This is a genomic window from Halohasta litchfieldiae (genome assembly GCF_002788215.1).
GTDB lineage: Archaea > Halobacteriota > Halobacteria > Halobacteriales > Haloferacaceae > Halohasta > Halohasta litchfieldiae.
This window is the reverse complement of sequence record NZ_CP024845.1, coordinates 1,838,442-1,864,729: the sequence shown is the minus strand read 5'-3', so window position 1 is coordinate 1,864,729 and position 26,288 is coordinate 1,838,442. Positions and strand designations below refer to the sequence as shown.

Genomic DNA, 26,288 nt, shown 5'->3' with positions numbered 1-26,288 from the left:
GTCAGCAAAACGTGACTGTGGCTCTTGGTGGGTGGTCGATCTACTCGATGTGGATCGCTGGCCGGAACGGCACTGCTTTCGAGGCCCGATCTTCGGGATCGTCGATCTCCACGCCGTCCTCGGCATAGATCTCGACGGCGGCGTCGTACTCTCGTTCGAGGAAGTCGACGGCCGTCTCATAGGTCGAACGCTCGTCGATCTCATCCATCACGGCCAACACATCGTCGTCGAGACTCCGAACCAGTTCGACCAGATCCTGAACCAACTGATTGACTTCGTTGCCGCGCTCTCGAAGATCAGGGTCCTGCATCACTTCCCCCATCACATCGCCAACGTTGGTACCGGTCTCCCGAACCGTCTCGAAGACCGATTGCTTCCAGTCAGCGGCCACATAGACCCGAATCGTCTCGGGGTCCTGTTCGGTGACTTTGAGAATATCTTGAATGTCACCGGTGAGTCGCTCGATCCCCCGCTCCTCAGTCTCGGTGCGCGTCGACTGCCACTCGCTTTCGACCTCGGGCCATGGCGCGTCCTCGGCTGGGGTCCCCGTCAACTGCTCGTGGAGTTCGTTCGTCATGAACGGAATGAAGGGGGCCAGAAGCCGAAGTCGGGTTTCGAGGACATGCTGGAGCGTCCACTGAGCGCCCGGTCGGTCGAGATCGGCCCGTCGACGATACCATTTGAGGTGTTCGTCGAAGCCGTAGAACGCTGCCTGCGAGGCGGTCCGGGTCTCGGAATTGTCGAGGGCCGCAGTGACGTCCGCAACCGTGGTCTGGAGTTTCGAGAGCAGCCAGCGGTCGATATGTTCGAGGTCAGTATCCGGGTCGACATCATCGGTCACATCTTCGCTGATCAGTTCTTGGGCACGGTTCCAGAAGCGCGTGAGTTGCCTTTCGACACCCGCGACCTGCTCAGAGCGCCAGTCGTAATCCTGCCACGGCTCGGCGGAGTTCAGCAGGAAGAACCGAACGGTGTCGGCTCCGTAGTCCTCGATTGCCTTGCCGGGGAGGACGACGTGGCCCTTCGACGAGGACATCTTCTCGCCTTCCAAGAGGCCCATTCCCATGATGGTGATTCCTTCGGGCCACTGAGCCTCGTCGAACAGTTCGGCGTGGTGGAACAGATAGAACGTGAGGTGGTTCGAGATGAGGTCGTTGGCCGAAAACCGCTGGGTGACGGGATACCAGTACTGCCATTCGGCTCGCAGGTCGAGTGCACGAGGGTCCGCTTTGCCGTCGACTGCCTTGTCGCCGTAGAACAGCGCGTCGAAGAATTCGCGGTCGAGATCCTCGGTCGGAATCTCGTCGAGTCGGTGAGCGATGGTGTAGTAGGCCATATAGATCGTCGAGTCGCTCAGCGGCTCGATGACGAAGCTCTCGTCCCACGGCAGTCGGGTGCCCAACCCGTAGTTCCGAATACAGGGCCACTCGTTGAGCCAGTCGATGGTGTGGTCGTACTCCCCACGGGTGTTGTCGGGGATGGTGTCCAGCTGGTCGACGACGCGCTTGGCCTCGGCTTTCCAGTCCTCGTCGTTGTAGCTGAGGAACCACGTATCCTGATAGGCGACGACTACTTTACCGCCAGCCCGAGAGATGACGGGTTCCGGGAAGTCGTACAGCTCGCCAAACGAGCCCTGCTCACGGTAGGCAGCGGCTAACTCGTCGCGCACGTCCTCGATGAGTTCGCCGCTGAACTCGCCGTACTCGTCGTGGAGTCGACCGGTGTGGAACTCCGCGTTGTAGACGTCCTGTGTGACCTCTTTGAGATTCGGGTTGTTACTGCTGGTGATTCCAGCCGATTCGACGGCGTCTTTGGCTGGAATGTCGCCGTAGCCTTCGACATCGAGAATGGGAACGGGTTCGATTGCGTCGACCTCTGTGGGGTCGATGCCGTAGCTTTCGAGGCGTTCAGGGTCGGCCTTCGCCTCCAGCAGGGCGAGATAGTCGTCGGGGCTGTGAGCAGGGACCGACATGACGACGCCGGTCGCGTTGTCAGCGTCGACGAACTCCGCGGGAAGAACGAGAACTTCGTCGCCGGTGACGGGGTTAGTGACGTGTTCGCCGACGAACTCCGAGCCTTGGAACTCGCGTGTGATGTCGACCTCGTGGTCCTGCAGTTCCAGTTTTTCGGCGGCCTCAACCGAGACGAGCCACTGCTCGCCGTCGACCGTTGCCTCGACGTAGGTCGAGTTGGGGTTGATGTAGGCGTTGGTAACACCACGGACCGTTTCGGGTCGAAGCGTCGCCATCGGGACGACCATATCACCCTGCTCGAATTTGACGAGAGTGTATTCTTGGTATTCGACATTTTCGCCTTCGAGCAGATCGTGAGTGGTGACCGGGTTTTCCTGCTCAGTGCAGAATTTGACCGGGTGGAGGCCCTTTTCGAGTCGACCGCGCTCGCGGAGAGTTTCGTACTGCCAGGTGATGAACTTGGAGTAGCGGTCGTCGTTGGTCGTAAACTCTCGTCGCCAGTCGATAGAGAGACCGAGCGACTGCATTCCCGTTTTGTAGTGTTCTTCGATGAAGTGCCGGGCGTACCCCATCGGCGTTTCGAGGTCGGAGAGGACGTCGTCGGAGACGTTGTAGGTGTCCTGCAGGACGGACATCTGTTTTTCCTCGCGTTTTTCGAGGCGCTCGACCGCACCGATAATCGGCGTTCCGGTGACGTGCCATGCCATCGGGAACAGGACGTTGTCGCCCTGCTGTCGACGGTATCGGGCATACACGTCGGGGACAGTGTAGGTTCGGGCGTGGCCGATATGCATCCCGCCGCTCGGGTAGGGATACGGGACCGTGATGAACGTCGTCTCCTCGGCTTCGGGATCTGCGGTCGAAGTGGGATCCGGTTCGTACCGCTCCTCGGTGTCCCACCGCTCCCGCCAGTCGGCTTCGAGTTCCTGCGGGTTGTAATCCATACGGGTCTCTCTGTGTGTCGGGCCTAAAATAGCATCTATCGCTGGCGGCGCTCGGACGACCGGTCAGGCGAACTTTCGGACAGTCATGTTCAGTGTATCGAGGTCGACAATCGGTGCGTGAGCCACATCAGGGTCAATATTGACTTTCTTCTGGAACTCGGTTTGGGCCTGCCAACAGCCGCTGTTGACCGACAACACGTTGTGGTACTTCCCCCAGCCGAGTTTGTGGACGTGACCGGTGTGGAAGACGTCCGGTACATCGTCAATAACTAAGTAGTCCTTTGTTTCGGGTGCAAGTCGCATCTTGCCTCCGTACTGCGGTGCGACGTGCCGCTTTTTAAGCAGCTGGTACATCGCCTTGTGCGGCTCGTCGTAGCTGGCTTTGTCTTCGGGAAGTTCGGCAATCACCTCGTCGAGCGAGACGCCGTGATACATCAAAATCGAGACGCCTTCGATTGTGACGGTCGACGGATTGCCTGTAATTCGGGCATCGTGGGCTGACATAATGTTCCGCAGCTCCTCGTCAAATCCGGGCTGTGGTTCGGCGAGTCGGACCGCATCGTGGTTGCCGGGAATCATCACGATCTCCATATCACCCGGCACAGCTTTGAGATGCTCCGAGAACGCCTCGTACTGATCGAAGATGTCGACGATATCCAGCTCTTTGTCCTGGTCGGGATACACTCCCACACCCTCGACCATATCGCCCGCAATCAGGAGGTATTCGACGGATTCGGCCTCCTCGGTGTGGAGCCAGTCGGCGAATCGGTTCCAAGCGTCGGCCATGAACTCTTGGCTCCCGACGTGGACATCGGAAATAAGCGCGGCCTGCACGTGGCGGTCGGCTGTCGAGGGGCGGAACGTTCGGGGCACGTCGGGGAAAAACAGCGAGTCGACGAACATGATCCCACTGTCGTCGGCGAGGGTCCCCTGGACGGCGATACATTCGTCCAAGAGGAGGTCGTCGACCATATTTGCGATCTCGCGATCTTTCATCACGAGGACCGGGAACGTCCCTGTCGTATCTTCGAGTTCGATCAACCAGTGGCCGCTGGCTGTCGACCGAATGTCGTTGACAAGCCCGATCATCTCGGCTTCGCTGCCGCCAGCCATCGCCTGAATTGCTGAGGCCGGGCGGTGGTTAACTCGCCCGCCCAAGAGTTTGGAAAGCCGCTCGTAGCGATCTTTAAACGTGGTGACGAACTGACCGTACTCGCCGGTTCCGGTGCTCCGACCGGTGATATCGCCAGTGATCTCGGCTGGCTCCGGGGAGCGTGTCGACGCTTGGCCGGAGCTCGACTGAGGCTCGGTAGCACCGGTGTCGACCGCAGTCGAAGACCCCCCAGTTTCGACTGGACGTTCGGCTCCTTCCGTTGATTTTTCAGGATTTTTTGTTGGAGTCGAAACGGGGGTGTTTGAGGACGGTGATTCGGTGGAGACTGCTGCCGGATCGGGGGTTGGGGAGTTGAGCGTTTCCCGAACGCTGGCGGCGGTGATACGCAGCGCATCGTCGTCGGTGGCATCGACGACTGCTGCCAGTGCGGCCGTCGGATCGTCGGCTCCGGCCAGCAGCGTCACTGCCTCGCGCTCGGCATTGTAACCGCGTTCGGCGAGCGCACGGACGATCCGTGACTGAGTCTCCAGTGGCACAAAGTGTTGTGAGATGGCTCCGGTCAAAAGCATGCCGAACCACTGACCCGAACCGAAAGCAGTGAGTAACGTTTCGTGACAGGATACGGTGTGGAACAGTAAGAACAATATAACAGCCGCAGAGAGCGTATAAACAGCCGGTACTTGTGAGTAAGCCGTCACTATCGCAGGCAGAAGCTGAGTATCTGTGGACGAAATCACAAGACGTAGCAGGGAAATTACCCAGAAGGTTCAAACACGGGCCTATCGAATGAGAGGACAATGAGTCCAGGGGATCGTCGGTCGCCGGGCGACGAGGACAGCGGGGAGTCCGCTCAAGATTCCAGCGGGAAACCCGCTCAAGAGTCCAACGAGGGATCCACCCAAGAGTCGTCTGCCGAAATCGACGACCGATCCGCCGAGAACGGCCGCGCCGAGTCGACCGACCATCTCCGAGACGACGACCAGAGAGTCACTGACGAGCAGCAAGCAACCGGGAACTTTCAGTCACATACCGCGTCTCAAGAATCCGAATCGCTGTGGAGACGGTTCCGAACGGCCAGAGATGGACCGCTATTGTTACTTCGTGAGGTACTCATCAGTGGCGGTATCGTCCTCCTGATCGGACTGGTGTTGTTCGGCATCAGCGGCGTCTGGCCACCGATGGTTGCGGTCGAAAGCGAGAGTATGGAGCCGAACATCAACCAGTATGATCTGATTGTCGTCAGCGAACCAGGGCGGTTTGCAGCCGAGGAGGCCGACCGAAAAGGGGTTGTGACGGCGGCCTCGGTTAGCGATGGCGAACACGAATCGTTCAATCAGCCCGGGAGTGTGGTCGTTTACGACGATCCGAGCTCGTTCGGGCCACCGATCATCCATCGCGCACACTTTTACGTCGAGGATAACGAAAACTGGTACGACCGAGCGAATCCGGCGTACGTCTCGGCGGATAACTGTGCCGAACTCACCCACTGTCCGGCCCCCCACGCAGGGTACATTACGAAAGGCGACAACAACGCGAGCAACAGTCAGTACGACCAGGCAAACGGTATCGCGCCAGTCGTCAGACCGGAGTGGGTTACCGGTATTGCCCAAGTTCGGCTTCCCCACGTCGGCTACATCCGGCTTGCGCTGACCGGGGCGGCGAGTTTCGGTCCGCTCTTCCCTGCAGGAATCAGCGCGGTTGGTGCCAGTACGGCGTACGCAATCGGTCGACGGCAGATCTGGGAAAATTAGTCGTTGTCGAACCGGGCCTGGACGAACGGCTGGACGTTATCGATGTCGCCGAGCCGAGAGTCCGAGAGGAGAACGGCCTCGGTCTCGTCGATTGGGACCGAGAGGTTCATCTCCTTTGTTCGCCCGTAGCGACCTTTCGAAACGACGACCGCGTTGACGATGCCGAGCATGTCGAGTTCGCTGATGAGGTCGGTGACACGACGCTGGGTGAGTACGTCGGCATCGATCTCCTCGCAGAGCCGCTTGTAGATGTTGAACACCTCGCCGGTGTTGATGTTATGGACCCCATTCTTTTCAAGGAGGATGATCGAAAAGAGGACGATCTTGCTTTGGGTCGGAAGGGTGCGGACGACCTCGACGACCCGATCCAGTTCGATCTTGTCTTGGGCCTGCCGGACATGAGTCTCCTCGATCAGATCGGCCTGACTCCGCTCGGCGAGTTCGCCGGCAGTCCGGAGCAGATCCAGTGCGCGGCGAGCGTCACCGTGTTCCTGTGCGGCAAAGGCCGCACACAGCGGGATGACATCCGAGGTCAGGGCTTCGGATTTAAACGCGACATCCGCACGGTGTTGGAGGATATCCCGGAGTTGGGTGGCGTCGTACGGTGGAAAGACGATCTCCTCTTCGCCAAGCGAGGATTTGACACGGGGATCGAGGAAGTCAGTGAATTTGAGGTCGTTCGAGATCCCCATGATGGAGATCCGAGAGTTGGTGAGTTCGGAGTTCATCCGCGACAGATTGTAGAGGGTGTCGTCGCCGCTTTTCTCAACGAGTTTGTCGATCTCGTCGAGCATAATGACGACTACCCGCTCGTGGTAGTCGACGGCGTCGAAAAACGTGGAGTACACCCGGTCAGTAGGCCAGCCCGTCATCGGGACGGGATCGATCTCGTCGAGATCGGCAGTCAGTGACTCGATTTCGGCGTCGACCGCCTCGACCGAATCGTACTCCTCGGCCAGCGACCTGATCTCCTCGTCGTCAGCGTCGTCAGCGTTGGGAGCCGTCGGCTCGGCCGCGTCGATCAACTCATCGGACTCGGTCGACTGAAGCCGCTCGCGAACCTCGTTCAGTGTCTCGATTTTCGACTCGATCCGGGCCTCGTTTTTCTCGATGAATTTGTTTGCGAGTTGAGCGAGGACACGATACTGTGTGTCTGTCACCTCGCAGTTGATATACTCGACCTCACAGGGAACGTCGTACTTCTGGGAGGTCGATTCGAGTTCTTGGCTCACGAACTTCGCGCTGGCTGTTTTTCCGGTCCCCGTTTTCCCGTAAATAAGGATATTCGATGGCGTATCGCCCCGGAGCGCCGAAACGAGGATCGTCGCCATCTGGTTGATCTGGTCGTTTCGGTGTGGGAGTTCGTGGGGGGTATACGAGGGGCGGAGCACCTCTTTGTTCTCGAAGATCGGCTCGCTCGACAACAGGTCATCGAACAGCCCTTGGCTCTCATCGCTCGACTCCTCGAACATCGAATCGAAATCGAGATTCGTCGACGTGGCAGAGCGGTCTCTGGCGGCTGTCGAATCGTCTGCTGTGGCGTCGTCGGCGGACTCGGTCTCCGAGTCTGTGTTATCCTTCGTCATACTACCCCCTCTGTTTCAAGTGGAACCTGTGGCGCGTGCCGCCCAAACCGAACGGAGGGGACCGTAAGCGGGGAGTTCCATCCGAAAGGGCGGCAACACTGTATCCAGGTGATGCAGACGAAGCAGAGGAAGAGCGAATACAAAAACGTTCTCCCTTCGATCCAGCCGGCTGTTAATCGGTCCGGTCGGCTGACGGTGTGGGTGGGGAAGTGGCCGCCGGATCGGCCGTCGACTGGTCGGGGACGAGTCGTCGGTCGGGGAGATCGGCGTCGGGCTCGCGGCCGACAGTGAACAGTCGCTCAGTGAGCGTGAGTTCCTCGGTCGCCGGGCTGGGTTTTCGGATCGACTCGAACTCCACGGCCACCCCCTCGGGTTCGGCTGCAATACGGACCGTCGCCAGTTGGTAGGACGGGTAGAACACGGGCGGGAGGATGCCGATGATCCCGTCGCGGCGGTGGAGTCGCTTGAGCCACGTTCCCGTGTTGACCAGCAGGCCGCCGTCGACGCCCTGCAATGAGGGGCGGTGAGTGTGGCCATAGCAGAAGATGGCGGTGTCGGGGTTGTCGTCGAAGATCTCGCGGGCGGCCGTTTCGTATGGAGCCTCGGCGTCGACAGTGAGCGCCGTCTCGAAGACGCCGAACCGGTTGATCGTCTGTCTCACGTCTCGCCGAATGAAGTAGAGTGGGATGCCAACCAACAACAGCAGCCCGGTAACAATGACATTGATCGACAGCAGGAACCAAGCGACGTCTCCAGCCCTGCCGAACTGGGCGAGAAACGCCGCTGTTCGGTCGACCGGGAGCGACCAGATGCCGACGAGATCGAGTCCCGCAACGAGGGCGAGGATGGCGCTGATATTGAACAGCAGGAGGAAGGGGACAAGCGAGTAGCGGAGGACGGGGTTCATCTCCCGGTAGAAGTATTTCGAGATGAGCCACACCGGCATCCGCTCGGTGGGTGTGACTGCCTGAACGTCTTTCAGCCAGTTGTAGCGCCCCCGGTCGGAGAGCTTCCCCGCGCGGCTCGTGATGAGGGTGTTGTAGTAGTAGCCCAGCGGTGTGGCGTGAGGGTTGCCCCAGTCTTCGATGCGGTTATTGGGGTCCTGCTGGTGGCCATGTTCGAAATGGATGACGCGGTCGCCGACTCGGCGTTCGAGCGACTGGTCCTGAACGAGGTCGACGTTGTACTCGGCAAGGCGGTCGACGTACGCATCGTAGGCTGCGAGTTCGTGGTCGTGGTTGCCCGGGAGGAGGGTTATCTGGATGTTCTGGCCGGTCGACCGGAGCTGGTCGAACAGTTCGGGATAGCTTGCTTCGAGGATATCGAACTTGGCGATTCCGTCAGCAGTGGTGAACTCCCAGAGACCGAATGCGTCACCGTTGATCAGGAGCTCGGCCTTCTCGTCGGTCGATTCCAACTCCCTGAGAAACCTGAGTAGCTCATCGAGGAAGTCGACCTCCTCTAACTGCTCGTCGCCGCCGATGTGGAGATCGCTGATGACGTAGTAGACTCGGTCGACATCATCTGCCATTAGGTGTGATACCTAACCACACGATAAAACGGTTGTCTTCTACACGGATGAAGATAGTAGTCGGTCAGTGTAACTGCCAACTGTCGACTGGTGTGTTGGGTTGACTGGTATGTTGGGTCGATTCGTTTGTGTCGGTTGGGCCACACGAACTGTCTAGCCCCCCACCCCTTCGTTTCCACTGGAACTCCACGAGAGGGTGGGGGTGGGTACGAGAACTACTAGTAGTCGAGAGAAATCTTTATATCCTTTCCATAGAAACCAAATCCGTACTGCACTAAGTACTGTTATCTAGTTGTTTTTGTTTGTTGTATGAAAGAGAGACTAGTCTAGGAATTTTCTAGTCGACAGTTTTGCTCCGCTGTAGACACACTGTTGGAGGGTTCCACCCGAAACGAAGGGGTGGGGGGCTTGGCCGTCTGATCGTGTCGGCTCCTGGGTACCCTCACTCATCCGACTCATCCGACTCGGCTGGCTATCATCCAGATCAAGCGACACGTCAGGCTGACCACTCCAACCGATGTTTGCCCGACCAATCGATTCGCATCATCCACTCCGTCACTACTCAGTTCCTTCGACTCCAACAGTTCCGTCGACCAACCGTCCACCTCTCACCGCCGACTATTCGGGTCCTGCCATTCATGACCTGCCTGCTACTGCCACCCATGACTTACCTGCTAGTTCGATTTAGCTGCCGTCCAGTACAGTAGCCAGTGTTTCGTGACAGTCGACGTTTGCCAACAGTCAATTCCAGTCGATAAAAGTCGTTGAACCGCCGAAAAACAGTCGGTAGCCACCGTAACAACGTGGTACCCTCCCCTGTGTCTGACGCAGTGCTTAAGTGTGCCCGGTGGTCAAGATGGTGCATACGCTCCTCTGTACGCGCGACGCGGGGGGTGCGGGAGCTCACATGATGGGTCTGATTACAAGTCTCAAAGACAGCGTTTCACGGGTCACCGACCGGCTGTTTGCCACCGAGGAGCCGAAGCGAATCGGCATCTACGGACCGCCAAACGCCGGAAAGACGACTCTTGCGAACCGTATTGCACGCGACTGGACTGGCGACGCTATCGGGCCTGAAAGCCACGTTCCACACGAAACGCGCCGGGCGCGACGCAAGGAGGGCGTCGACATCGAGCGCAACGGGAAATCGGTCACTATCGACATCGTCGACACACCGGGTGTCACCACGAAAGTCGACTACAAGGAGTTCCTCGACCACGACATGGAGAAAGACGACGCCATTCGTCGCTCCCGAGAGGCCACCGAGGGTGTCGCCGAGGCCATGCACTGGCTCCGGGAGGACGTCGACGGCGTCATCTACGTCCTCGATTCGACGACCGATCCCTTCACGCAGGTCAACACCATGCTGATCGGGATCATCGAGAGCCGGGAACTCCCCGTCCTCATTTTCGCTAACAAGACCGATCTCGAAGACTCGGACGTCCAGCGCGTTGCCGACGCGTTCCCCGACCACGAGACGGTGCCGCTGTCGGCACTGGAGGGGAACAACATGGACGAAGTGTACGACAAAATCGCGGAGTACTTCGCATAATGCCCGAAACAACACCCAGCGATTCGGACAGTGGTGTCCAGATCGACCTGATCAGCGGCTCCCGAATGGCCGGGCTCCGCAGCATGGAGAAGATCCGCCTGATTCTCGATGGGGTCCGCGAGGGAAACATCGTTATCCTCGAAGAGGGACTGTCACCCGATGAAGAATCAAAACTCATCGAGGTGACGATGACCGAGATCAGCCCCGACGATTTCTCGGGCATCGAGATCGAGAGCTATCCACGAGCCGAGGCCGCCGACCAGAGCTTTTTGGACAAACTCATGGGCCGGGAGTCGACCAAGAAGCTCACGGTCATTGGGCCAGCCAACCAGATCGAAACGCTCCACAAGGACGAACAGCTCATCAGCGCGCTGGTCTCCCGGAAATAGTTCTCTATGCCACACCAGTGTACCAACTGCGGGCATACGTTCCCCGACGGCTCCAAAGAGATGCTTTCCGGCTGCCCTGACTGTGGCGGCAACAAGTTCCAGTTCAAACCCGCCGGCCAAACCGAGAGCCAATCAGCCACCGACCAATCAACGAGTCCCCCACCGACCACTGACTCATCGTCGAGTACCCCACCAACCACCAACTCACCCTCGTCGACCCAATCTCCACCCGAAACCGAGGGGGTCGAGAGTGATACCGACGCGACAGCCGATCAGCCCCTCGATTCTTCGACCGAAGCCCCCGCTCAGTCGACGGCGCGGTCGGATGTCGTTACCGACCAAGAGGTAACTGCTGCTGGTTCGATGGGGCCACAGTCCGACGACGAGGAGTCGACTCCAGACTCCCAGCCAGCCGGGACGGAGCCAGCCGCCGAGAGCAGTCCCGAGGCCGCCGAGGACGGATCGAGTCTTGATCAGCTCCGAAAGGAACTCAACGACCAATTCGAGTCCATTCGGATCGTCAGTCCCGGCCAGTACGAACTGAACCTGATGGAGCTCTACGACCGCGACGAGTACATCATCTCGCTCCGCGAAGACGGCCGCTACGTGATCGAAGTCCCCGACGGCTGGGGCGACTCCTGATCAGTACCGAAACCGACGATGAGGCCGCTGCCCCTTGGTCGACTGTTTCGTTGCTTATTTACTCCCGGTTCAATATCTCGATTCTGCAACCCTTCCAGAAGTGAACAACGTTATGCAGGTCCCCATGTTAGGACCGTCCATGTTTACCGACGACATGCGATTCACATGTGGCTGTCTCAGTGACGTACCGCGATTCCGGAGGGCGGTCTAATGAGAGTCGTCGCCAAGTTCGGCGGAACGAGTTTGGGGAGCGGCGACCGGATCAACCGCGCTGCGGACTCAATCGCCGCCGCCGTTGAGGCGGGCCATCAGATCGCGGTCGTGGCCAGCGCGATGGGCTCGACGACCGACGAACTGCTCGACGAGATCAACTTCGAAGCCTCGGACGCCGACCGCGCCGAAATCGTCTCGATGGGCGAGCGAACCAGCGTCCGCATGCTCAAAGCCGCACTCACCGCCCGCGGCGTCGACGCCCTGTTCCTCGAACCCGGCAGCGACGAGTGGCCGATCATCACCAACGATCTGGGCGAGGTCGACGTCGAGGAAACCAAACGCCGCGCCGCACACCTCGCTGGCGAACTCGACGGCGTCGTTCCGGTCATCACGGGCTTTCTCGCACAGAATATCGAGGGTGACATCACGACCCTCGGCCGCGGTGGCTCGGATACGACCGCCGTCATGCTCGGTAACTACATGAACGCCGACGAAGTCGTCATCGTCACTGACGTCGAGGGTGTCATGACCGGCGATCCACGGGTCGTCGAAGGGGCCCGCAACGTGGGTCGGATCTCGGTCGACGAACTCCGAAATCTCTCCTTTAGGGGTGCGGAGGTTGTCGCGCCAAGTGCGTTGTCCTACAAAGGCGAACATCTCGGGGTTCGAGTCGTCCACTACCAGCACGGTGACCTGCTGAGCGGCGGTACCCAGATCGAAGGCCAGTTCGAGAACCTCATCGATATGCAGGAACAGCAGTTGGCCTGTCTGACGGTCGCTGGTCGGGCGATCCGCAACAGCCCCGGTATCTTGGCTGATCTCTCCCAAGCACTCCGCGCCGCGGACATCAATATCGATGCGGTCGCAAGCGGGATGGACTCGATCACGTTCTACACCAACGAAGACCTCGCCCAGAAGGCCGAGGCACTCCTCCACGAGGAGGTCGTCAGCGGCACGACGCTGTCGAGTGTCACTGTCGAAGACGGCATCGCAGTCATCCGCGTCACTGGCGGCGAACTCCCGAATCAGCCAGGTGTCATCCAGGAAGTCCTCACCCCGATTGCGGACGCCGGTATCAACATTCAGGACGTCATCACCAGCGCGACCTCGGTCGCCGTCTTTGTCGACTGGGACGACCGCGAAGACACGCTCGAAATCGTCCAAGACCACGTCTAACTGTCTGCTTTTATTTTCCTGCCTGCAGCCGCGTGCCGATCTGTTTGGGGAGTCCGGCTTCCTCGACGGCCTCGATGACTCGATCAATGTCGTAGTCGACGCGATGTTCCATCACTGTCGGACTGTCTCCATTCTCATCGAGTTCTACCACCGCAAACGCCGCCTTTGGATCGCCGTTCCGAGGCTGGCCGACGCTTCCCGGATTCAAGACGATACCCCCCTCGAACGTCCGATACTCTTGGACATGCGTGTGACCCAACATAACGATCTCCACTCCTTCACCGATCATCGAGGCCGAAAACTCGGACGAGTAGGTGTATCGATCCGGATCCTCGGGGTGGCCGTGGACCATGTGAATCCGCCCGTCGGCGACGAACTGTTCGGTCGGCAGCGATCGGAGCCACTCCATGTCGACATCACCCAACTCTTCGCGGGCGTGCCGGACCCCGGCTTTCGCCATCGAGTTGAACCGCCGCCCGCCGTCGAAGGCGACTGCTCGGTCGTGGTTGCCCCGCACCGTCACCGCACCCAACTCCCGGACCCGGTCGATACAGGCGGCGGGCCACGGGTTGTAGCCCACGACATCGCCCGCACAGAGCAGGCGGTCGACCGGACCCATCGCCTCACACACCGCCTCGAAGGCGGGCAGATTACCGTGAATGTCCGAAATGATACCGAAGCGCATACCATCGCTTCGGTCGAGGGACAAAAATCCGTTTGGGGTCGATATCTGTTTTCAAAAGGAGTTGTGGTGGTCGCCCGTCGTCTGGTGGTCGCCGCCCGCCTACCAGAAGGGGCCCTCGTCCCGCCGCGATGCCGTCTGGGTCAGCCCCGGCTCGGGGTTGAGTTCTTTTGCCGGAAGACTCCACCCGTCGTCGACCGGCGGCAACGTCTCGCCCTCGCTCGGGAACGCCCAATGGCCGAGCGTTCCCTGAATCCGCGTCTGCTCGCCGTCGACGGCCACTCGGAGCGTCGGGGTCAACGTGCCCGCAAAACGCTGACGTTGCTCCTCGCCCGACAGCGCCGCGAGCTCGCCGATCGCGACCCCGTCGAACTCGGGATAGTTGCAAAACCCACTCACGAGCAGTTCCTCGCCGTGGTCGACCGCCAGCCACGAGTAGGCCTGAAACGGTGCGCTCGCCGGGTTCGTCACGACCAGTCCTGACTCGTTTAGCGGCCGATACTCGCCGCCCAGCGAGTCGGCAACGAACCCGTAGAGGGCGTCGTACCCCGAGAGCCCCGGCGCGAAGGTGTCGACGTGGCTGGAGACGAATAGGTAGTAGCGACCCTCATGGACCACGACGTGGGGGCGTTCGATCTCCTGGTTCACACAGACGCTGTCGAAGATCGGCGGGCGGAACTCCCAGTCGAGGGGATCGCCCGACGGCGAGACCGCGAGGCCGACACACCCGTTAAACGCCTGCTGGTCGGCGTCACCACCGCAGTCGTCGGCCGCCGGTGGCGTGTTCGACTCGAAAAGGAGGTGTGTCCGGCCGGTCTCGGGGTCCTCGAAGAACCACGGATCGCGGAACGTGTAGGTCATCTCGCCGGACTGGGCCTGTGTCTCGTACCACTCGTCGTCCGCCTCAAGGAGGACCTCGTGGCTCCATGGCCCTTCGATGGTGAGCTCGCCGTCGACCGTCTCAAGGGTTCCGCCGTAACCCACGGCGAGCCGCTGGGTGTAGGTCAGGTCCTCGCTGTCGGCGTCGCCCGCGGCCGTATAAAAGAAATACAGCTCGCCGTCGTCGTACAGCGCCGACCCGGCCCACTGCCGGGTGCCGAGGGCGTCGTCGCCGAAGACGGGGCCGCGGTCGGTCCACTCCCGACCGTCGCGGGAGACGAAATACCGGTGTTCGGCGATGTCGTGGCGCTCGCCGGGCGTCACGTCGGCCGGGGCCGTCAGCGAGATCAGCACCTGCCAGCCGTCGACGGTGGCGATCTCGCCGCTCCGAGTGCGGAGCGGCCATGTATCCCAGACGTGGAGATCGGGTGCCGGATCGCTCTCCGGTAGTCCGGCCGGAGGTGCGACCGTCCCGTCGGTTCGCTCGATCCGGTCGGCCGCTTCGCGGCTCCACCGAGTCCACTCCCGGTCGGCGCTCGTTTCTCTCATCGATCCTCCATCAACTGGTCGACGGCCGACCGATCCGGCAGCGCGGCCATCGCCCCGCCCTCGGTCGTCGCAAGGGCGGCGACGGCGTTGGCGAACGCGAGCGTCTCGGTCGGGTCGGCCTCCTCTGTGAGGGCCGCGACCGCACCCGCAAGAAACGCATCGCCAGCGCCGGTGGTGTCGACGGCGTCGATCTCGTAGCCCGAATGATGCCACTCGCCTTGCCCCCACGCCGAGTCGCCGTCGGCGACTGCCCGTGCGCCCGCCGTCCCTTCTGTGAGCAGGACGATCTCGGGACCCTTTTCAAGCAGTCGGTCGGCGAAGCCGTCGCTGCTGGCGTCGATTGCGGTCGGCTCGAAGTCCTCGCGGGTCGCTTTGAGCACGTCGGTCCGCCGCAGCATTCGTTCGAGCGTCAGCGTCATGTCGTCGGATTCGGCCCACAGCTCCGGCCGGGTGTTGGGATCGAAGACGATCCGACAGCCCGCCTCTTGGGCTCGCTCGACAAGCTCGAAGGTCGCCGAACGGGACGGCTCGGCCGACAGCGTCACGCCACCGACAACCAGCCAGTCGACCGCCGCCAGCGTCGCGGTGTCGACCACGTCGGTCTGCAGGACGGTGTCGGCAGTCCGCTCGCGATGGAAGCTAAACTCCCGGTCGCCCGTCTCGCCGTGGCTGACGAATGCCAGTGCCGTCGCGTTTTTGACGCGCGTGACGAACCGCTCGGGCAGCCCTTCGGCGTCGAGCCGGTCGGCCAGAAACTCGCCAAAGGGATCGGTCGACAGCGTCGTACACAGCCACGGCGTTTCGTTGAGCCGGGCGAGCCCGACGGCGACATTGGCGGGGGCACCACCAGCCCGCCGGTGGAACGTTTCAACCCCGGCCAGCGATCCTGGAGTATCGGGAATAAAATCGATGAGCGCTTCGCCAGCGACTAAGACCGACGGCTCAGACATCGTTCCATCTGTCCGTGGGATGCTGTTCACGCGGTCGAAGACGCTCGCCTGGTTTTGGTTTCCGGTCGTGTAGTGGGTTGGTCTCTGTCATTTTGGGTTCCGTTACACTCATGGATATATGGTGGTAGATAATAAATTTTGAAGATAGTACAACACCTGTTGTACCTTAGAATCGAGAGATCGGGGCCGAGATCTGCCCGGTATCCGCGGTACGGTGACTAGTCAGAGTCACGGTCGAATCCGGACCTAGACTGTCGACCATCCGGAATCACGTACTGTCGACCATCCGAAATCACGTACTGTCGACCATCTGGAATTAAAACGCGGACAGTACGCTGAAGGCAACATTTTTGTAATGGCTGTATTACGATCACATAGATGATTGATTATTCGACGGATGCGAGCCCTAACGGTGCGGTATGAACGGTGAGGAGCTTATCGAGACGCTGGAGGATGCCGGGTTGTCACCGTATCAGGCCGACGCCTTCGTGACGTTGCTCGGTCTCGGATCGGCATCAGCGACTCAAATCGCCAAGGCCAGTTCCGTCCCTGATGCGAGAATTTACGATGTACTCCGTGGGCTCGAAGAGGCGGAGTATATCGAGACCTATCAACAGGACAGCTTACACGCTCGGGCCCACGACCCAGCCGACGTGCTTGCTGATCTCCGGCAACGAGCCAACCGCTTCGAGACGGCGGCCGAAGAGATCGAAGACCGGTGGGACCGGCCGGATATCGACGAACACCGAGTAAGCATTGTCAAGCGACTCGATACGGTGTTGGCACAGGCCGAGCAGTTGATTCGCAACGCCGAGACACAGGTCAACGTGGGTCTCACAATCGACCAGTATTACGAACTGGAGGATGCCCTCGAGTGTGCGCTCGACCGTGGTGCCGACGTGAAGGTGTGTCTCGTCCCCTCGCTCGACCGAGAGATGGAGCTTCCATCGACCGACTCCTTCTCGCGGACCGCGACCGAAGTCCGAACCCGGTCGGCACCGTCGCCGTTTATTGCATTGATCGACCGGTCGTGGACCTGCTTTTCGCCACACGGACGGTCGACCAACGAGTACGGCGTGATAGTCAACGATATGACACATACGTACGTGTTTTACTGGTACTTTTTGACGAACCTCTGGGAGGGCTACGAGAGTATCTATTCGGCACGCAACGAGGAGCTTCCCATCTCGTATGTCGATATTCGCCACTGTCTGCGAACAATCGTCCCGTTGTTTGAAGACGGCATGCAGATCGATGTCTCTGTCAACGGTATCGAGACTGTGACCGGCCACGAAATTTCGCTTCGTGGAACCGTTACTGATGTCACCTACGCTGGGCAAACCCAAGACGAAACGTATCTAACATCGTTGTCCCACCTCGCAGGGGAAGCCTCATTCACCCTCGAAACGGATGATGGCACGTACACGGTCGGCGGCTGGGGCGCGATGATCGAAGAGATCGAAGCAATACAGATCACGGTTGAACGGGCCGAAAAGCAACCGTGAACCGCCTCGAGGTCACGCCCCGTGGCCTTCGTTCTGAGCTGCCTGAATCGAATGTTCATTACTGCTGAGTAATACTTATCACGGGTTGTTCGGCCCGATTTGACGGCTGTCGACAGCGTCGTGCCCCTTCGCTGTCGGCGGTTTTTATCGTGAACTATGTGGTCACTATTTGTTAACTACACCTGTTGTACCCGATCCCATAGTTATATATAATAATAACCATCATATTCTTTCCTATGGGTAAGGAATACTCAAACGAAAACGGTCTGGCAAACGCTGGTGTCTCCCGTCGACGATTCGTACAGGCAGCAAGTGCGGCAGGAATCTCGACTAGTTTGGCTGGCTGCACCGGCGGCAACGGCGGCAGCGACGCCGTCGTCGTCTCGGCTGACTCGGTGATGGCCGACGCGTCCGACGAGATCATCAGCGCACTTCGAAACTCTGGTCTCGACACCGACATCGAAGTCGAGATCGTTCAGGAAGACTTCCAGACCGACAGCCGTCGACAGACCTACAGCTCGGCGCTCAACGCTGGCCGGTCGTCGCCGGACCTGTTCATGATGGACAGCGGGTGGACGATTCCGTTCATCGTGCGCGAGCAGCTCGTAAATCTCGAAGAGCAGCTGTCGAGCGACGTGCTCGACCGCATCCGCAACGACTACCTTTCGGCATCGGTTGCGACCGCCGAAAGCCCTATGTCCGGAGACCTCTACGGCGTGCCGATCTTCCCGGATTACCCGGTTATGCACTACCGGAAAGACCTCGCCGAAGCCGCGGGCTACAACCCGGATGGTAACAACTGGGCGACCACGCCAATGTCTTGGCAGGAGTTCTCGCAGGTTGCCGCTGATGTTCGGGATCAAAGCGGCGTTGAGTACGGCTTTACGACGCAGGCAGCCGCCTACGAGGGACTGGCCTGTTGTACGTTCAACGAGACGATGTCGAGTTTCGGCGGTGCGTACTTCGGTGGCGTCGACAACCTCTTCGGCCCGGTTGGCGAGCGACCCGTAACTGTCGAGGAAGAACCAGTCATCGAGACGATTCGCATGATGCGTGCGTTCATGTACGGCAGCGATGATCCGGAGGCCGCAGAGGGGTACGAACAGATCGCTCCGAGCTCGATCGTCCAGTGGACCGAAGAGGACGCTCGCGGACCGTTTACCTCCGGCAACGCGGCGTTCCACCGCAACTGGCCATACGCGATCACCAACAACGTCGAAGCCTTCGGAACCGACTTCGACGTGATGCCGCTTCCGTACGGTGTCCCCGAAAGCGAATCGAAGTACGACGGCCTCGGTGGCAGCCGCGCAGCCCTCGGTGGCTGGCATCTGACGATGAACCCCAACTCACAGAAGACCGAAGACGCAGTACAGGTCCTCGAAGCGTGGACCTCCGACGAGGTCATGCTGACGGTCTTCGAGACCGCCGGCAACCTCCCGCCGATTCCGGGCGTTCTCGACGGCGTTACCGAAGACGATGTCGGCCCAATCGGCCGCTACGTCGACACGCTGCAGTACGTGGCCGATACGGCCGTGCCACGCCCCGTGACCGACCTGTGGCCGAACCAGTCGGCACTGGTCTACCAGGAGGTCCACGACGCCTACACCCAGACGAAGACGCCCGAGGAGGCAATGAGCACCCTCGCAACCGAACTCGAAGAGAGCGACACCAGATAACCACCCACCAACTCACAATTCCTTATTAGCATGGCAACCGACCACACCAACTCACCGGCCGAGACCGGGGCCGACAGCGGTGGCGTTTTCAGTGGTTTCCTTACCTGGATGGAAAACCTCAGTGAGGCCGCCTACGCCTACCTGCTGTTGATTCCCGGCTTCCTCCTGTTGGCATTGGTCGCGTTCTATCCCCTCTTGTCGACGTTACGGATGTCGTTGCTGGCCGACGAAACCCGTGGTGCAGAGCCACTCGGCGGGTTCGTCGGGCTGGAAAACTACATCGACGTCTTCACTGGGGATACGCGACTCAGCCGACAGGTAATCGACGTTGCACTCACATCCGACTTCCCGTTTCTCGAACTCGGGACCCCGTTTTTCAGGCAAGCACTGTTCGTCACGCTCGCGTTTGCAATACTGAGCGTCCTGTTCGAAACAATCATCGGCTTCGGTCAGGCGATGGTCCTCAACCAAGAGTTCGAGGGCCGCCGCTGGGTCCGTGTCGCCATCATCCTCCCGTGGGCGATTCCAATCGTCATTCAGGGGATGCTGTTCTTCCTCATGTTCCAGCCGACCGTCGGCTTCGGCAGCGAGATCATGCAGTCGATCGGCCTGTTCGGCGACAACCCACTGGCATCGAGCCGTGATTCGTTCATCATCGTGCTCGTCGCCGACATCTGGAAAACCTCGGCGTTCATGGCGCTGTTGATCCTCGCAGGGCTCCAGAGCGTCGACCGCAGCCTCTACGACGTGGCCAAAGTCTCGGGGGCGACCCCGTGGCAGCGATTCAAGCTGATTACCCTGCCAATCGTGATGCCAGCACTGATCGTCGCCATGCTGTTCCGGACGATGGACGCCATGCGCGTCTACGGCATCATCGAGTCGACGGCGAGCTGTTCGACCGTCCCATCGATGACCTGTCTGGTGATCGATGGCCTGTTCGGCGGCACCCGGATCTACGGGACGGCCGCTGCAGTTGCCTTCCTCACCGCAGCGCTAATCGGCGTCTTCATCGCCGTCTACCTCGCGAAATTCCGTGACTCAGAAGGAGGGTTCATGTAATGTCTCTCGAACAAACAGACGGACAAAAGGTCTACACCAACGACGACGACAGCGAGGAACCGGAGATCGACCGCGGGCTGTTCGAAGCTTGGGCCGCGAAAACGATCAAAAACCCAAAGCGGACGTACAAAGCGTTGTTCTACACAGCGACGATCTTCTTCCTCGTCACAACGCTGTTCCCGTTCTACTGGCTGTTCATGGTGGCACTGACGCCACGTCGTAATCTCCAGGACGTCGGGCTTGTCCCCTCTGGCTTCGACCCCTCGCTGCTTGCGCAGGGTGATCTCACGATGGGGACCAATCCCGGCGTCTTCCTTGAGGTGTTTACGATCATTCCGTTCCACCGCTACATGTTCAACAGCTTCGTGATCGCGACGGTGACGACGATTGTCGTCATCATCGTCGCCAGCCTCGCGGGCTACGTCTTCGGTCGACTGCGGTTCCCCGGTAAGGGACCGCTCATGCTGCTCGTGTTGATCGTGTCGTTCTTCCCGCCAGCGGCGTTCTTCATCCCGCTGAACGATCTGTTCAACACGAACATAGACATCTTGCGGCCAATCTTGGCCGACGGCAGCCTCTACAACACGCCGTACGCGATGGTCGTCCCGTTCAGTGCAATCTTCATGCCGCTGTCGATCTTCATCCTCACGACGTTCTACAGTCAGATCCCCGATGGGCTCGAAGACGCCGCCCGGATCGAAGGCACCACACGGCTCGGCGCGCTGTTCCGTGTGATTATGCCACTGTCGGCCCCCGGCGTCGCAACGGCGGGCGTGCTGACGTTCATCGCGGTCTACAACGAGTTCTTCTTCTCGTTCCTCATGACCGACGGCAGCGCCGACAACTGGGCCCCCATCGTCGACGGGATTCTGCAGTATCAGGGCCAATACGAGGTGCTGTTCAACGTGATGGCCGCAGCGAGTATCGTCGGCGTGCTACCAGTTGCCATACTGGTTGTCGTCGCACAGGAAAAAATCGTCAGCGGGCTCACCGCGGGAGCACTCAAGGAGTAATCCAATGGGAAACGTTAAACTCGAACACATGACAAAGCGGTACGATGATGTAACGGCAGTCGACGACATGAACCTCGACATCAAGGACGGCGAGTTCGTCACCTTTGTCGGTCCCTCGGGGTGTGGCAAGTCGACCACGATGGAGACCATCGCTGGACTGACGAAACCAACCGAGGGGACGATCAGCATCAGCGGCCGTGACGTCACGAACCTCCCGCCGAAGGACCGTGGGATCTCGATGGTGTTTCAGAACATCGCGCTGTTCCCTCACATGGACGTCTTCGACAACATCAGTTTCGGCCTCCGGCTCCGCAAATACGACGACGAGGAGATTCAGCGCCGGGTCGACCGCGCTGCCGACATCGTCCAGCTCGAAAACATGCAAGATCGGATGCCCGAGGAAATGTCGGGCGGACAGCGACAGCGGGTCGCCATCGCACGGGCGATTGTCCGTAACCCGGACGTCTTCCTGATGGACGAGCCACTGGCGAACCTCGATGCCAAGCTACGTGTCCACATGCGAACCGAACTCCAGCGACTCCACAAGGAGCTGGATACGACGATCATCTACGTCACCCACGATCAGGCCGAGGCGATGACGATGTCCGACCGGATTGCGGTCATCAACGCCGGCAAACTCCAGCAGATCGACCCACCGTTGGTCTGTTACAACGAACCCGCAAACCTGTTCGTTGCTGGCTTCATTGGCTCGCCGTCGATGAACTTCATCGAAGGGACGATTACGGACAACGGCTTCGAGTCCGAATACGTCACTGTCGACTTCGACCCGTCGACTGTCGGCGTCACGGTAGGGTCGTCGATCACACTCGGTATCCGACCGGAGGATGTCTACGAATCGAGCAAGGCTCACACGCTCGCGGATCCGACAGTAGCGATGCCTGTCACGACCGATGTGCTCGAACCGATGGGCGACGAGATATTCATTTACCTCCTCCTCAGCGAGGCTGCCGAAACCTCGATGGATACCGCACAGGCCAACGATCAGCTGTTGATGAGTACGGACCCCGACAGCACACTCGGCGAGGACGAACAGCTGGAGGTCGTCTTGGACCGAAGTAAGGTCCACCTCTTCGATACGGCGTCGGGAACGGCGATCTCCCACGGAATTGCCGATCCAGCGGTAGCCTCGGAATCGGAGGCCGAGCCCAGCACCGACGACTGATCGGAGCCTCTCGACAGGTGACTTTGGGTACCGTCACTGACAATCACGGTAACGTGAATCTTAACAACACCCGTAGTAAATACATTCTAATGACGACAAACACACCAGTACAGGTAGGAATCGTCGGTCTCGGTGGGATCGGACACCACCACGCGGACCGACTTGAAGATCAAGAAGCGGAGCTTGTCGGCGGCGTCGACATCAACGGCGAGGCCCGCAAGAACTTCCGCGAAAAGTATGATGTATCGACGTACGAAGACGACGCCGAGCTGCTGAAGACCGCTGACGCAGTGCTCATCACCACGCCGAACCGGTTCCATGAGCAGTACGCAGTCGCCGCGCTCGAAGCCGGCTGCGACGTGCTGTTGGAAAAGCCGCTCGCCCACACCCTCGAAAGCGCCGAGCGAATCGTCGAGGCGGCCCACGCCGCCGAGGGATTCTGCATGGTCGGCTTCAACAACCGATTTTCGGCCCCAGTTGAGGTAGTCAAAGAGTACCAAAACGAGGGTCGGTTCGGCGACTTCTCGCACATCGAGGCCAACTACGTCCGTCGACGCGGCATCCCTGGCCGCGGTTCGTGGTTCACCTCGAAGGAGGTCGCCGGTGGCGGCTCGCTGATCGATATCGGCGTCCACGCCATCGATCTCGCGCTCCACTTCCTCGATTTCCCAACGATCAGCGAGGTCTCGGGGACGACGCGCTCGCAGTTCGGGACCCGCGAGGATTACGCCTACGTCGAGATGTGGGGCGAAGACATCGGCCCCGAGGGGTTCGACGTCGACGACTCGGTCAGCGCGTTTATTCGGACCGAGGCAGGCCAGACGATCTCGCTGGATGTCGCCTGGGCGGTCAACCGGCCGACCAACGACGAGTTCGTACTTCGGGGTACCGAAGCCGGAGCCACGTTCGACCGCGCGAGCCACGAACTCACGATTCACGAGGGCAGTAAGGCCGGACGCGACCATCTGACTGACGCCGAGATCCAGACCCAAAACAGCGACACCCACAAAGCCGAAGTAGGCTACTTCCTCGACCACGTCGCGGCGGGAACCCCACCCGAGCGCAACACGGTCGACGAGGGACTCGCCGTCCAGCGTGTCATCGACGCCATCTACCGGTCGTCCGAACAGGGCGAGGCCGTCTCGCTGAACACCGACTCCGTCCCAGCCCTCTCACCTAAATAAGGAGACCCACTGCTGAGGTACTGACGCTATTCGACCACCGGGCTCCTTGCTGACGGATACACAGCACACACATATTTCATACATCCTATAAGTCTTTCATAAACATTTATTCGGGGTGTTGTAGTTGATTTGTGTATGGAGCTTGGTGTACTAACAGTCCCCTTTGGTAATCAGTCCCGTGAAGAGACCTTCGAGTATCTCGCCGAGATCGGCGTCGACTGCGTCGAACTCGGCGTCGGCGGCTATCCCGGCGACGACCACGTCGACCGGACGGCCACCCTCGACAACGCCGAGGCACAGGCCGAACTGCTCGACCTGCTCGACGAACACGACCTCTCGATTAGCGCGTTGGCGACCCACAACAACCCGCTGCATCCCGACGAGGAGCGCGCTGCGGAGGCCGATACCGAACTTCGGGAAGCCATCGAGCTGGCCGCCCAGCTCGACGTGAATACGGTCACCTGCTTTTCGGGCCTCCCGGCGGGCGGGCCGAACGACGAGGTCCCAAATTGGGTTACAGCCCCGTGGCCGGTCGAACACGCTGATGCTCACGACTACCAGTGGACCGTTGCCGAAAACTACTGGACCGAACTCGCCGAGTTCGCCGACGAGCAGGGCGTCGACATCGCTATCGAGATGCACCCCAATATGTTGGTCTACGAACCTCACGGGATGCTCAAACTCCGCGAGCTGACAAACGGGCGTATCGGTGCCAACTTCGATCCCTCCCATCTCTACTGGCAGGGAATCAGTGTCACTGACGCGATCCGGCTCCTTGGCGACGAGGATGCGATCCACCATTTCCACGCCAAAGACACCAAGATCTACGAGCCACAGGCCCGCGAGAAGGGCGTCCTCGATACCACCGACTACACCGACGAGGCCAATCGCTCGTGGCTGTTCCGCTCGATCGGCTACGGGCACGGCGAGGGTCACTGGAAGGACGTCGTCTCGACGCTCCGGATGGTCGGCTACGAGGGCGCACTCTCTATCGAACACGAGGACTCGCTAACCACCTCGAAAGAGGGCCTCGAAAAGGCCGTCGACGTCCTCTCGCGGGCCATGTTCGAAACCACACCCGGTGATGCCTACTGGGCGGAGTAATCCATGTCCGAACCACTGAAAATCGGGATGCTCGGCTACCGGTTTATGGGCAGAGCCCACTCGAACGCGCTTGCTCGCCTGCCGATGTTTTTCCCCGAGGCTCCCGAGATCGAACGCCACACGCTCATTGGTCGCAACGAGGATGCCCTCGCCGAGGCCGCCGATCAGTTCGGCTTCGCCCACACGGCGACCGACTGGGAAGACGTGATTGAGGAAGTCGACGTGTTCTACAATCTCGGCCCGAACCACCTCCACGCCGAGCCCTCGATTGCGGCCCTCGAAGCTGGCACCGCGGTGCTCTGTGAGAAACCACTTGCACCGACGCTGGAGGCCGCCGAAGCGATGGCCGCCGCCGCGGCCGATGCCGACGTGCCGGCAGGCTGTGCGTTCAACTACCGGTTTTTGCCCGCGATCCAGTACGCCAAGCGGCTGATCGAGTCGGGCGAGCTCGGCGAGATCCGCCATGTCCGGGGACGGTACCTCCAAGACTGGCTCGTCGACCCCGAGGCCGAGTGGGCCTGGCGGATGGATGCCGATCTCGCCGGCTCCGGCGCGCTCGGCGATCTCGGAGCCCACACCGTCGACCTCGCGCGCTTCCTCGTCGGCGACCAGGTAGGGGGAATCGAACGCGTCTCAGGGCACCTCGAAACGTTTGTCGACGAACGCCCAGTGTACGACGACGCGGGAGCTATCGAGGAGTACCGACCAGTGACCGTCGACGACGCCTACACCGCTCAAGCCGAGTTCGAAACCGGCGCGGTCGGCAGCTTCGAGGCTTCGCGGTTCGCCACCGGCCACAAGAACGACCACACCATCGAGATCCACGGCTCGGCGGGCAGCCTGAAGTTCTCCTTAGAACGGCTCAACGAACTCGAAGTCCTAACCGGTGACAACCGGGGGTACGAAACCGTCCTCGTCACCGACGAAACCGACCCCTACGTCGACCACTGGTGGCCGCCGGGCCACACCATCGGCTGGGAACACAGTTTCGTCCACGAAAACGACGAGTTCCTCTCGGCGGTCGCCGATCAGTCGAACTTCTCGCCGTCGTTCCAGGACGCCCTCGACGTCCAGACGGTCCTCGACGGGATCGAACGCGCCGACGAACGAGGCGAGTGGGTGAAAATATAGCCCGTTTCGAGCCGAGGTAGCTACTCGTTCCGGACGAACGTCACCGGACAGGGCCCAGTCAGCATGAGCGTCTGTGCAGTCGACCCGAAGACGGCCTTGCCCGCGGGGGTCCGTCCGCGCCCGCCGATGATAGCGAGGTCGGCGTCGATTTCGTCGGCCAGTTCGGCGAGTCGGTCGCCGTCACTCTCGCCGTTGCTGAGGCGGGCCTCGACCGTGGAGTCGACCCCAGCGTCGGCCAGCGTGTCGCCCAGTTCTCGGATGGTCACGTTTCGCTTGGCGACCACACTGGGTGTGACCTCGCTGTTGGGGTCGAACTGGAGCCGCTCGCGGGCGTCCTCGTATGCTTCGCTCGAAAAGACACGTGCCAGAACGACGGTGGCCCCGGCTGGCCCCGCGATGTCGATGGCCGTCTCGACGAGCTCGTCGAGCTGTGCTGTCTTGGCCTCCTCAACCGTCACAAGCACCGTTTCGAGACTCATCGGTTCTCCCAGAGGGGTGCCCG

General features: G+C 60.3%; 21 protein-coding genes. 13 read left to right on the top strand and 8 right to left on the bottom strand.

The window, feature by feature from the left end; genetic code table 11:
* Positions 1 to 40: 40 nt before the first annotated feature.
* Positions 41 to 2,917 (bottom strand): leucine--tRNA ligase, encoded by a 2,877-nt coding sequence (gene leuS / locus HALTADL_RS09390; protein ID WP_089670555.1) that lies wholly within the window; start codon positions 2,915 to 2,917, stop codon positions 41 to 43.
* A gap of 63 nt (positions 2,918 to 2,980) precedes the next feature.
* A complete protein-coding gene (locus tag HALTADL_RS09385) occupies positions 2,981 to 4,567 on the bottom strand; it encodes a DNA-directed DNA polymerase II small subunit (RefSeq protein ID WP_089670766.1) in 1,587 nt (528 codons plus the stop codon).
* Positions 4,568 to 4,828: 261 nt separating this feature from the next.
* Between HALTADL_RS09385 and HALTADL_RS09380 the strand changes: the two genes are divergently transcribed.
* On the top strand, positions 4,829 to 5,782 hold the full coding sequence (locus HALTADL_RS09380; RefSeq protein WP_089670556.1) for a S24/S26 family peptidase: 954 nt from the start codon (positions 4,829 to 4,831) through the stop codon (positions 5,780 to 5,782).
* Here HALTADL_RS09380 and HALTADL_RS09375 read toward each other — a convergent pair.
* Both HALTADL_RS09375 and HALTADL_RS09370 read right to left on the bottom strand, forming a co-directional pair.
* Positions 5,779 to 7,368 carry a Cdc6/Cdc18 family protein gene (locus HALTADL_RS09375; RefSeq protein ID WP_089670557.1) on the bottom strand — a complete coding sequence of 530 codons (1,590 nt, stop codon included), beginning with the start codon at positions 7,366 to 7,368 and terminating at the stop codon, positions 5,779 to 5,781. The two genes, HALTADL_RS09380 and HALTADL_RS09375, sit on opposite strands and share 4 nt — an antisense overlap.
* 172 nt (positions 7,369 to 7,540) lie before the next feature.
* On the bottom strand, positions 7,541 to 8,899 hold the full coding sequence (locus tag HALTADL_RS09370) for a metallophosphoesterase (protein ID WP_089670558.1): 1,359 nt from the start codon (positions 8,897 to 8,899) through the stop codon (positions 7,541 to 7,543).
* 910 nt (positions 8,900 to 9,809) lie between these two features.
* Between HALTADL_RS09370 and HALTADL_RS09365 the strand changes: the two genes are divergently transcribed.
* From HALTADL_RS09365 to HALTADL_RS09350, 4 genes are all read left to right on the top strand, one after another.
* The gene (locus tag HALTADL_RS09365; RefSeq protein WP_089670559.1) at positions 9,810 to 10,451 is read left to right on the top strand and encodes an Era-like GTP-binding protein; all 642 of its coding nucleotides are present in this window, start codon (positions 9,810 to 9,812) and stop codon (positions 10,449 to 10,451) included.
* Positions 10,451 to 10,840, top strand: a complete 390-nt coding sequence (locus tag HALTADL_RS09360; protein WP_089670560.1) for a DUF2073 domain-containing protein — start codon at positions 10,451 to 10,453, stop codon at positions 10,838 to 10,840. Before HALTADL_RS09365 ends, HALTADL_RS09360 begins: the two co-directional genes overlap by 1 nt.
* 6 nt (positions 10,841 to 10,846) lie before the next feature.
* Positions 10,847 to 11,482, top strand: a complete 636-nt coding sequence (locus HALTADL_RS09355) for a Zn-ribbon domain-containing protein (protein WP_089670561.1) — start codon at positions 10,847 to 10,849, stop codon at positions 11,480 to 11,482.
* A gap of 210 nt (positions 11,483 to 11,692) precedes the next feature.
* Complete coding sequence (locus tag HALTADL_RS09350; RefSeq protein WP_089670562.1) at positions 11,693 to 12,871, top strand: aspartate kinase; 1,179 nt, start codon at positions 11,693 to 11,695, stop codon at positions 12,869 to 12,871.
* A gap of 10 nt (positions 12,872 to 12,881) precedes the next feature.
* Here HALTADL_RS09350 and HALTADL_RS09345 read toward each other — a convergent pair whose 3' ends face one another.
* The 3 genes from HALTADL_RS09345 to HALTADL_RS09335 all read right to left on the bottom strand — a co-directional run bounded on the left by HALTADL_RS09345 (position 12,882) and on the right by HALTADL_RS09335 (position 15,931).
* Positions 12,882 to 13,556 (bottom strand): metallophosphoesterase family protein, encoded by a 675-nt coding sequence (locus HALTADL_RS09345; protein WP_089670563.1) that lies wholly within the window; start codon positions 13,554 to 13,556, stop codon positions 12,882 to 12,884.
* A gap of 99 nt (positions 13,557 to 13,655) precedes the next feature.
* The gene (locus HALTADL_RS09340; RefSeq protein ID WP_089670564.1) at positions 13,656 to 14,981 is read right to left on the bottom strand and encodes a glycoside hydrolase family 68 protein; all 1,326 of its coding nucleotides are present in this window, start codon (positions 14,979 to 14,981) and stop codon (positions 13,656 to 13,658) included.
* A complete protein-coding gene (locus HALTADL_RS09335; protein WP_089670565.1) occupies positions 14,978 to 15,931 on the bottom strand; it encodes a carbohydrate kinase family protein in 954 nt (317 codons plus the stop codon). The genes HALTADL_RS09340 and HALTADL_RS09335 overlap by 4 nt, the downstream gene beginning before the upstream one ends.
* 419 nt (positions 15,932 to 16,350) lie before the next feature.
* Between HALTADL_RS09335 and HALTADL_RS09330 the strand changes: the two genes are divergently transcribed.
* From HALTADL_RS09330 to HALTADL_RS09295, 8 genes are all read left to right on the top strand, one after another.
* Positions 16,351 to 17,436, top strand: a complete 1,086-nt coding sequence (locus tag HALTADL_RS09330) for a TrmB family transcriptional regulator (protein WP_089670566.1) — start codon at positions 16,351 to 16,353, stop codon at positions 17,434 to 17,436.
* A 236-nt stretch (positions 17,437 to 17,672) separates the two neighbouring features.
* Entirely contained in the window at positions 17,673 to 19,112 is a 1,440-nt protein-coding gene (locus HALTADL_RS09325; protein ID WP_089670567.1) for an extracellular solute-binding protein, read from the top strand.
* 30 nt (positions 19,113 to 19,142) lie between these two features.
* Positions 19,143 to 20,171 (top strand): carbohydrate ABC transporter permease, encoded by a 1,029-nt coding sequence (locus tag HALTADL_RS09320; protein WP_089670568.1) that lies wholly within the window; start codon positions 19,143 to 19,145, stop codon positions 20,169 to 20,171.
* Positions 20,171 to 21,184, top strand: a complete 1,014-nt coding sequence (locus HALTADL_RS09315) for a carbohydrate ABC transporter permease (RefSeq protein WP_089670569.1) — start codon at positions 20,171 to 20,173, stop codon at positions 21,182 to 21,184. The genes HALTADL_RS09320 and HALTADL_RS09315 overlap by 1 nt, the downstream gene beginning before the upstream one ends.
* A 4-nt stretch (positions 21,185 to 21,188) precedes the next feature.
* On the top strand, positions 21,189 to 22,367 hold the full coding sequence (locus HALTADL_RS09310) for an ABC transporter ATP-binding protein (RefSeq protein WP_089670570.1): 1,179 nt from the start codon (positions 21,189 to 21,191) through the stop codon (positions 22,365 to 22,367).
* Between the two features lie 53 nt (positions 22,368 to 22,420).
* Positions 22,421 to 23,551, top strand: coding sequence for a Gfo/Idh/MocA family protein (locus HALTADL_RS09305; RefSeq protein WP_265472956.1), 1,131 nt, complete (start codon positions 22,421 to 22,423; stop codon positions 23,549 to 23,551).
* A 135-nt stretch (positions 23,552 to 23,686) separates the two neighbouring features.
* Positions 23,687 to 24,655, top strand: a complete 969-nt coding sequence (locus HALTADL_RS09300; RefSeq protein WP_089670572.1) for a sugar phosphate isomerase/epimerase family protein — start codon at positions 23,687 to 23,689, stop codon at positions 24,653 to 24,655.
* A gap of 3 nt (positions 24,656 to 24,658) precedes the next feature.
* On the top strand, positions 24,659 to 25,786 hold the full coding sequence (locus HALTADL_RS09295; RefSeq protein ID WP_089670573.1) for a Gfo/Idh/MocA family protein: 1,128 nt from the start codon (positions 24,659 to 24,661) through the stop codon (positions 25,784 to 25,786).
* Between the two features lie 20 nt (positions 25,787 to 25,806).
* On the opposite strand, the gene HALTADL_RS09290 is transcribed toward HALTADL_RS09295, so the two are convergent.
* Positions 25,807 to 26,265, bottom strand: a complete 459-nt coding sequence (locus HALTADL_RS09290; protein WP_089670574.1) for a universal stress protein — start codon at positions 26,263 to 26,265, stop codon at positions 25,807 to 25,809.
* Positions 26,266 to 26,288 lie beyond the last annotated feature (23 nt).

Coding starts and splice junctions, on each gene's coding strand:
- leuS (WP_089670555.1), bottom strand. CDS start 2,917: ATGGATTACAACCCGCAGGAACTCGAAGCCGACTGGCGGGAGCGGTGG.
- HALTADL_RS09380 (WP_089670556.1), top strand. CDS start 4,829: ATGAGTCCAGGGGATCGTCGGTCGCCGGGCGACGAGGACAGCGGGGAG.
- HALTADL_RS09375 (WP_089670557.1), bottom strand. CDS start 7,368: ATGACGAAGGATAACACAGACTCGGAGACCGAGTCCGCCGACGACGCC.
- HALTADL_RS09370 (WP_089670558.1), bottom strand. CDS start 8,899: ATGGCAGATGATGTCGACCGAGTCTACTACGTCATCAGCGATCTCCAC.
- HALTADL_RS09365 (WP_089670559.1), top strand. CDS start 9,810: ATGGGTCTGATTACAAGTCTCAAAGACAGCGTTTCACGGGTCACCGAC.
- HALTADL_RS09360 (WP_089670560.1), top strand. CDS start 10,451: ATGCCCGAAACAACACCCAGCGATTCGGACAGTGGTGTCCAGATCGAC.
- HALTADL_RS09355 (WP_089670561.1), top strand. CDS start 10,847: ATGCCACACCAGTGTACCAACTGCGGGCATACGTTCCCCGACGGCTCC.
- HALTADL_RS09350 (WP_089670562.1), top strand. CDS start 11,693: ATGAGAGTCGTCGCCAAGTTCGGCGGAACGAGTTTGGGGAGCGGCGAC.
- HALTADL_RS09345 (WP_089670563.1), bottom strand. CDS start 13,556: ATGCGCTTCGGTATCATTTCGGACATTCACGGTAATCTGCCCGCCTTC.
- HALTADL_RS09340 (WP_089670564.1), bottom strand. CDS start 14,981: ATGAGAGAAACGAGCGCCGACCGGGAGTGGACTCGGTGGAGCCGCGAA.
- HALTADL_RS09335 (WP_089670565.1), bottom strand. CDS start 15,931: ATGTCTGAGCCGTCGGTCTTAGTCGCTGGCGAAGCGCTCATCGATTTT.
- HALTADL_RS09330 (WP_089670566.1), top strand. CDS start 16,351: ATGAACGGTGAGGAGCTTATCGAGACGCTGGAGGATGCCGGGTTGTCA.
- HALTADL_RS09325 (WP_089670567.1), top strand. CDS start 17,673: ATGGGTAAGGAATACTCAAACGAAAACGGTCTGGCAAACGCTGGTGTC.
- HALTADL_RS09320 (WP_089670568.1), top strand. CDS start 19,143: ATGGCAACCGACCACACCAACTCACCGGCCGAGACCGGGGCCGACAGC.
- HALTADL_RS09315 (WP_089670569.1), top strand. CDS start 20,171: ATGTCTCTCGAACAAACAGACGGACAAAAGGTCTACACCAACGACGAC.
- HALTADL_RS09310 (WP_089670570.1), top strand. CDS start 21,189: ATGGGAAACGTTAAACTCGAACACATGACAAAGCGGTACGATGATGTA.
- HALTADL_RS09300 (WP_089670572.1), top strand. CDS start 23,687: ATGGAGCTTGGTGTACTAACAGTCCCCTTTGGTAATCAGTCCCGTGAA.
- HALTADL_RS09295 (WP_089670573.1), top strand. CDS start 24,659: ATGTCCGAACCACTGAAAATCGGGATGCTCGGCTACCGGTTTATGGGC.
- HALTADL_RS09290 (WP_089670574.1), bottom strand. CDS start 26,265: ATGAGTCTCGAAACGGTGCTTGTGACGGTTGAGGAGGCCAAGACAGCA.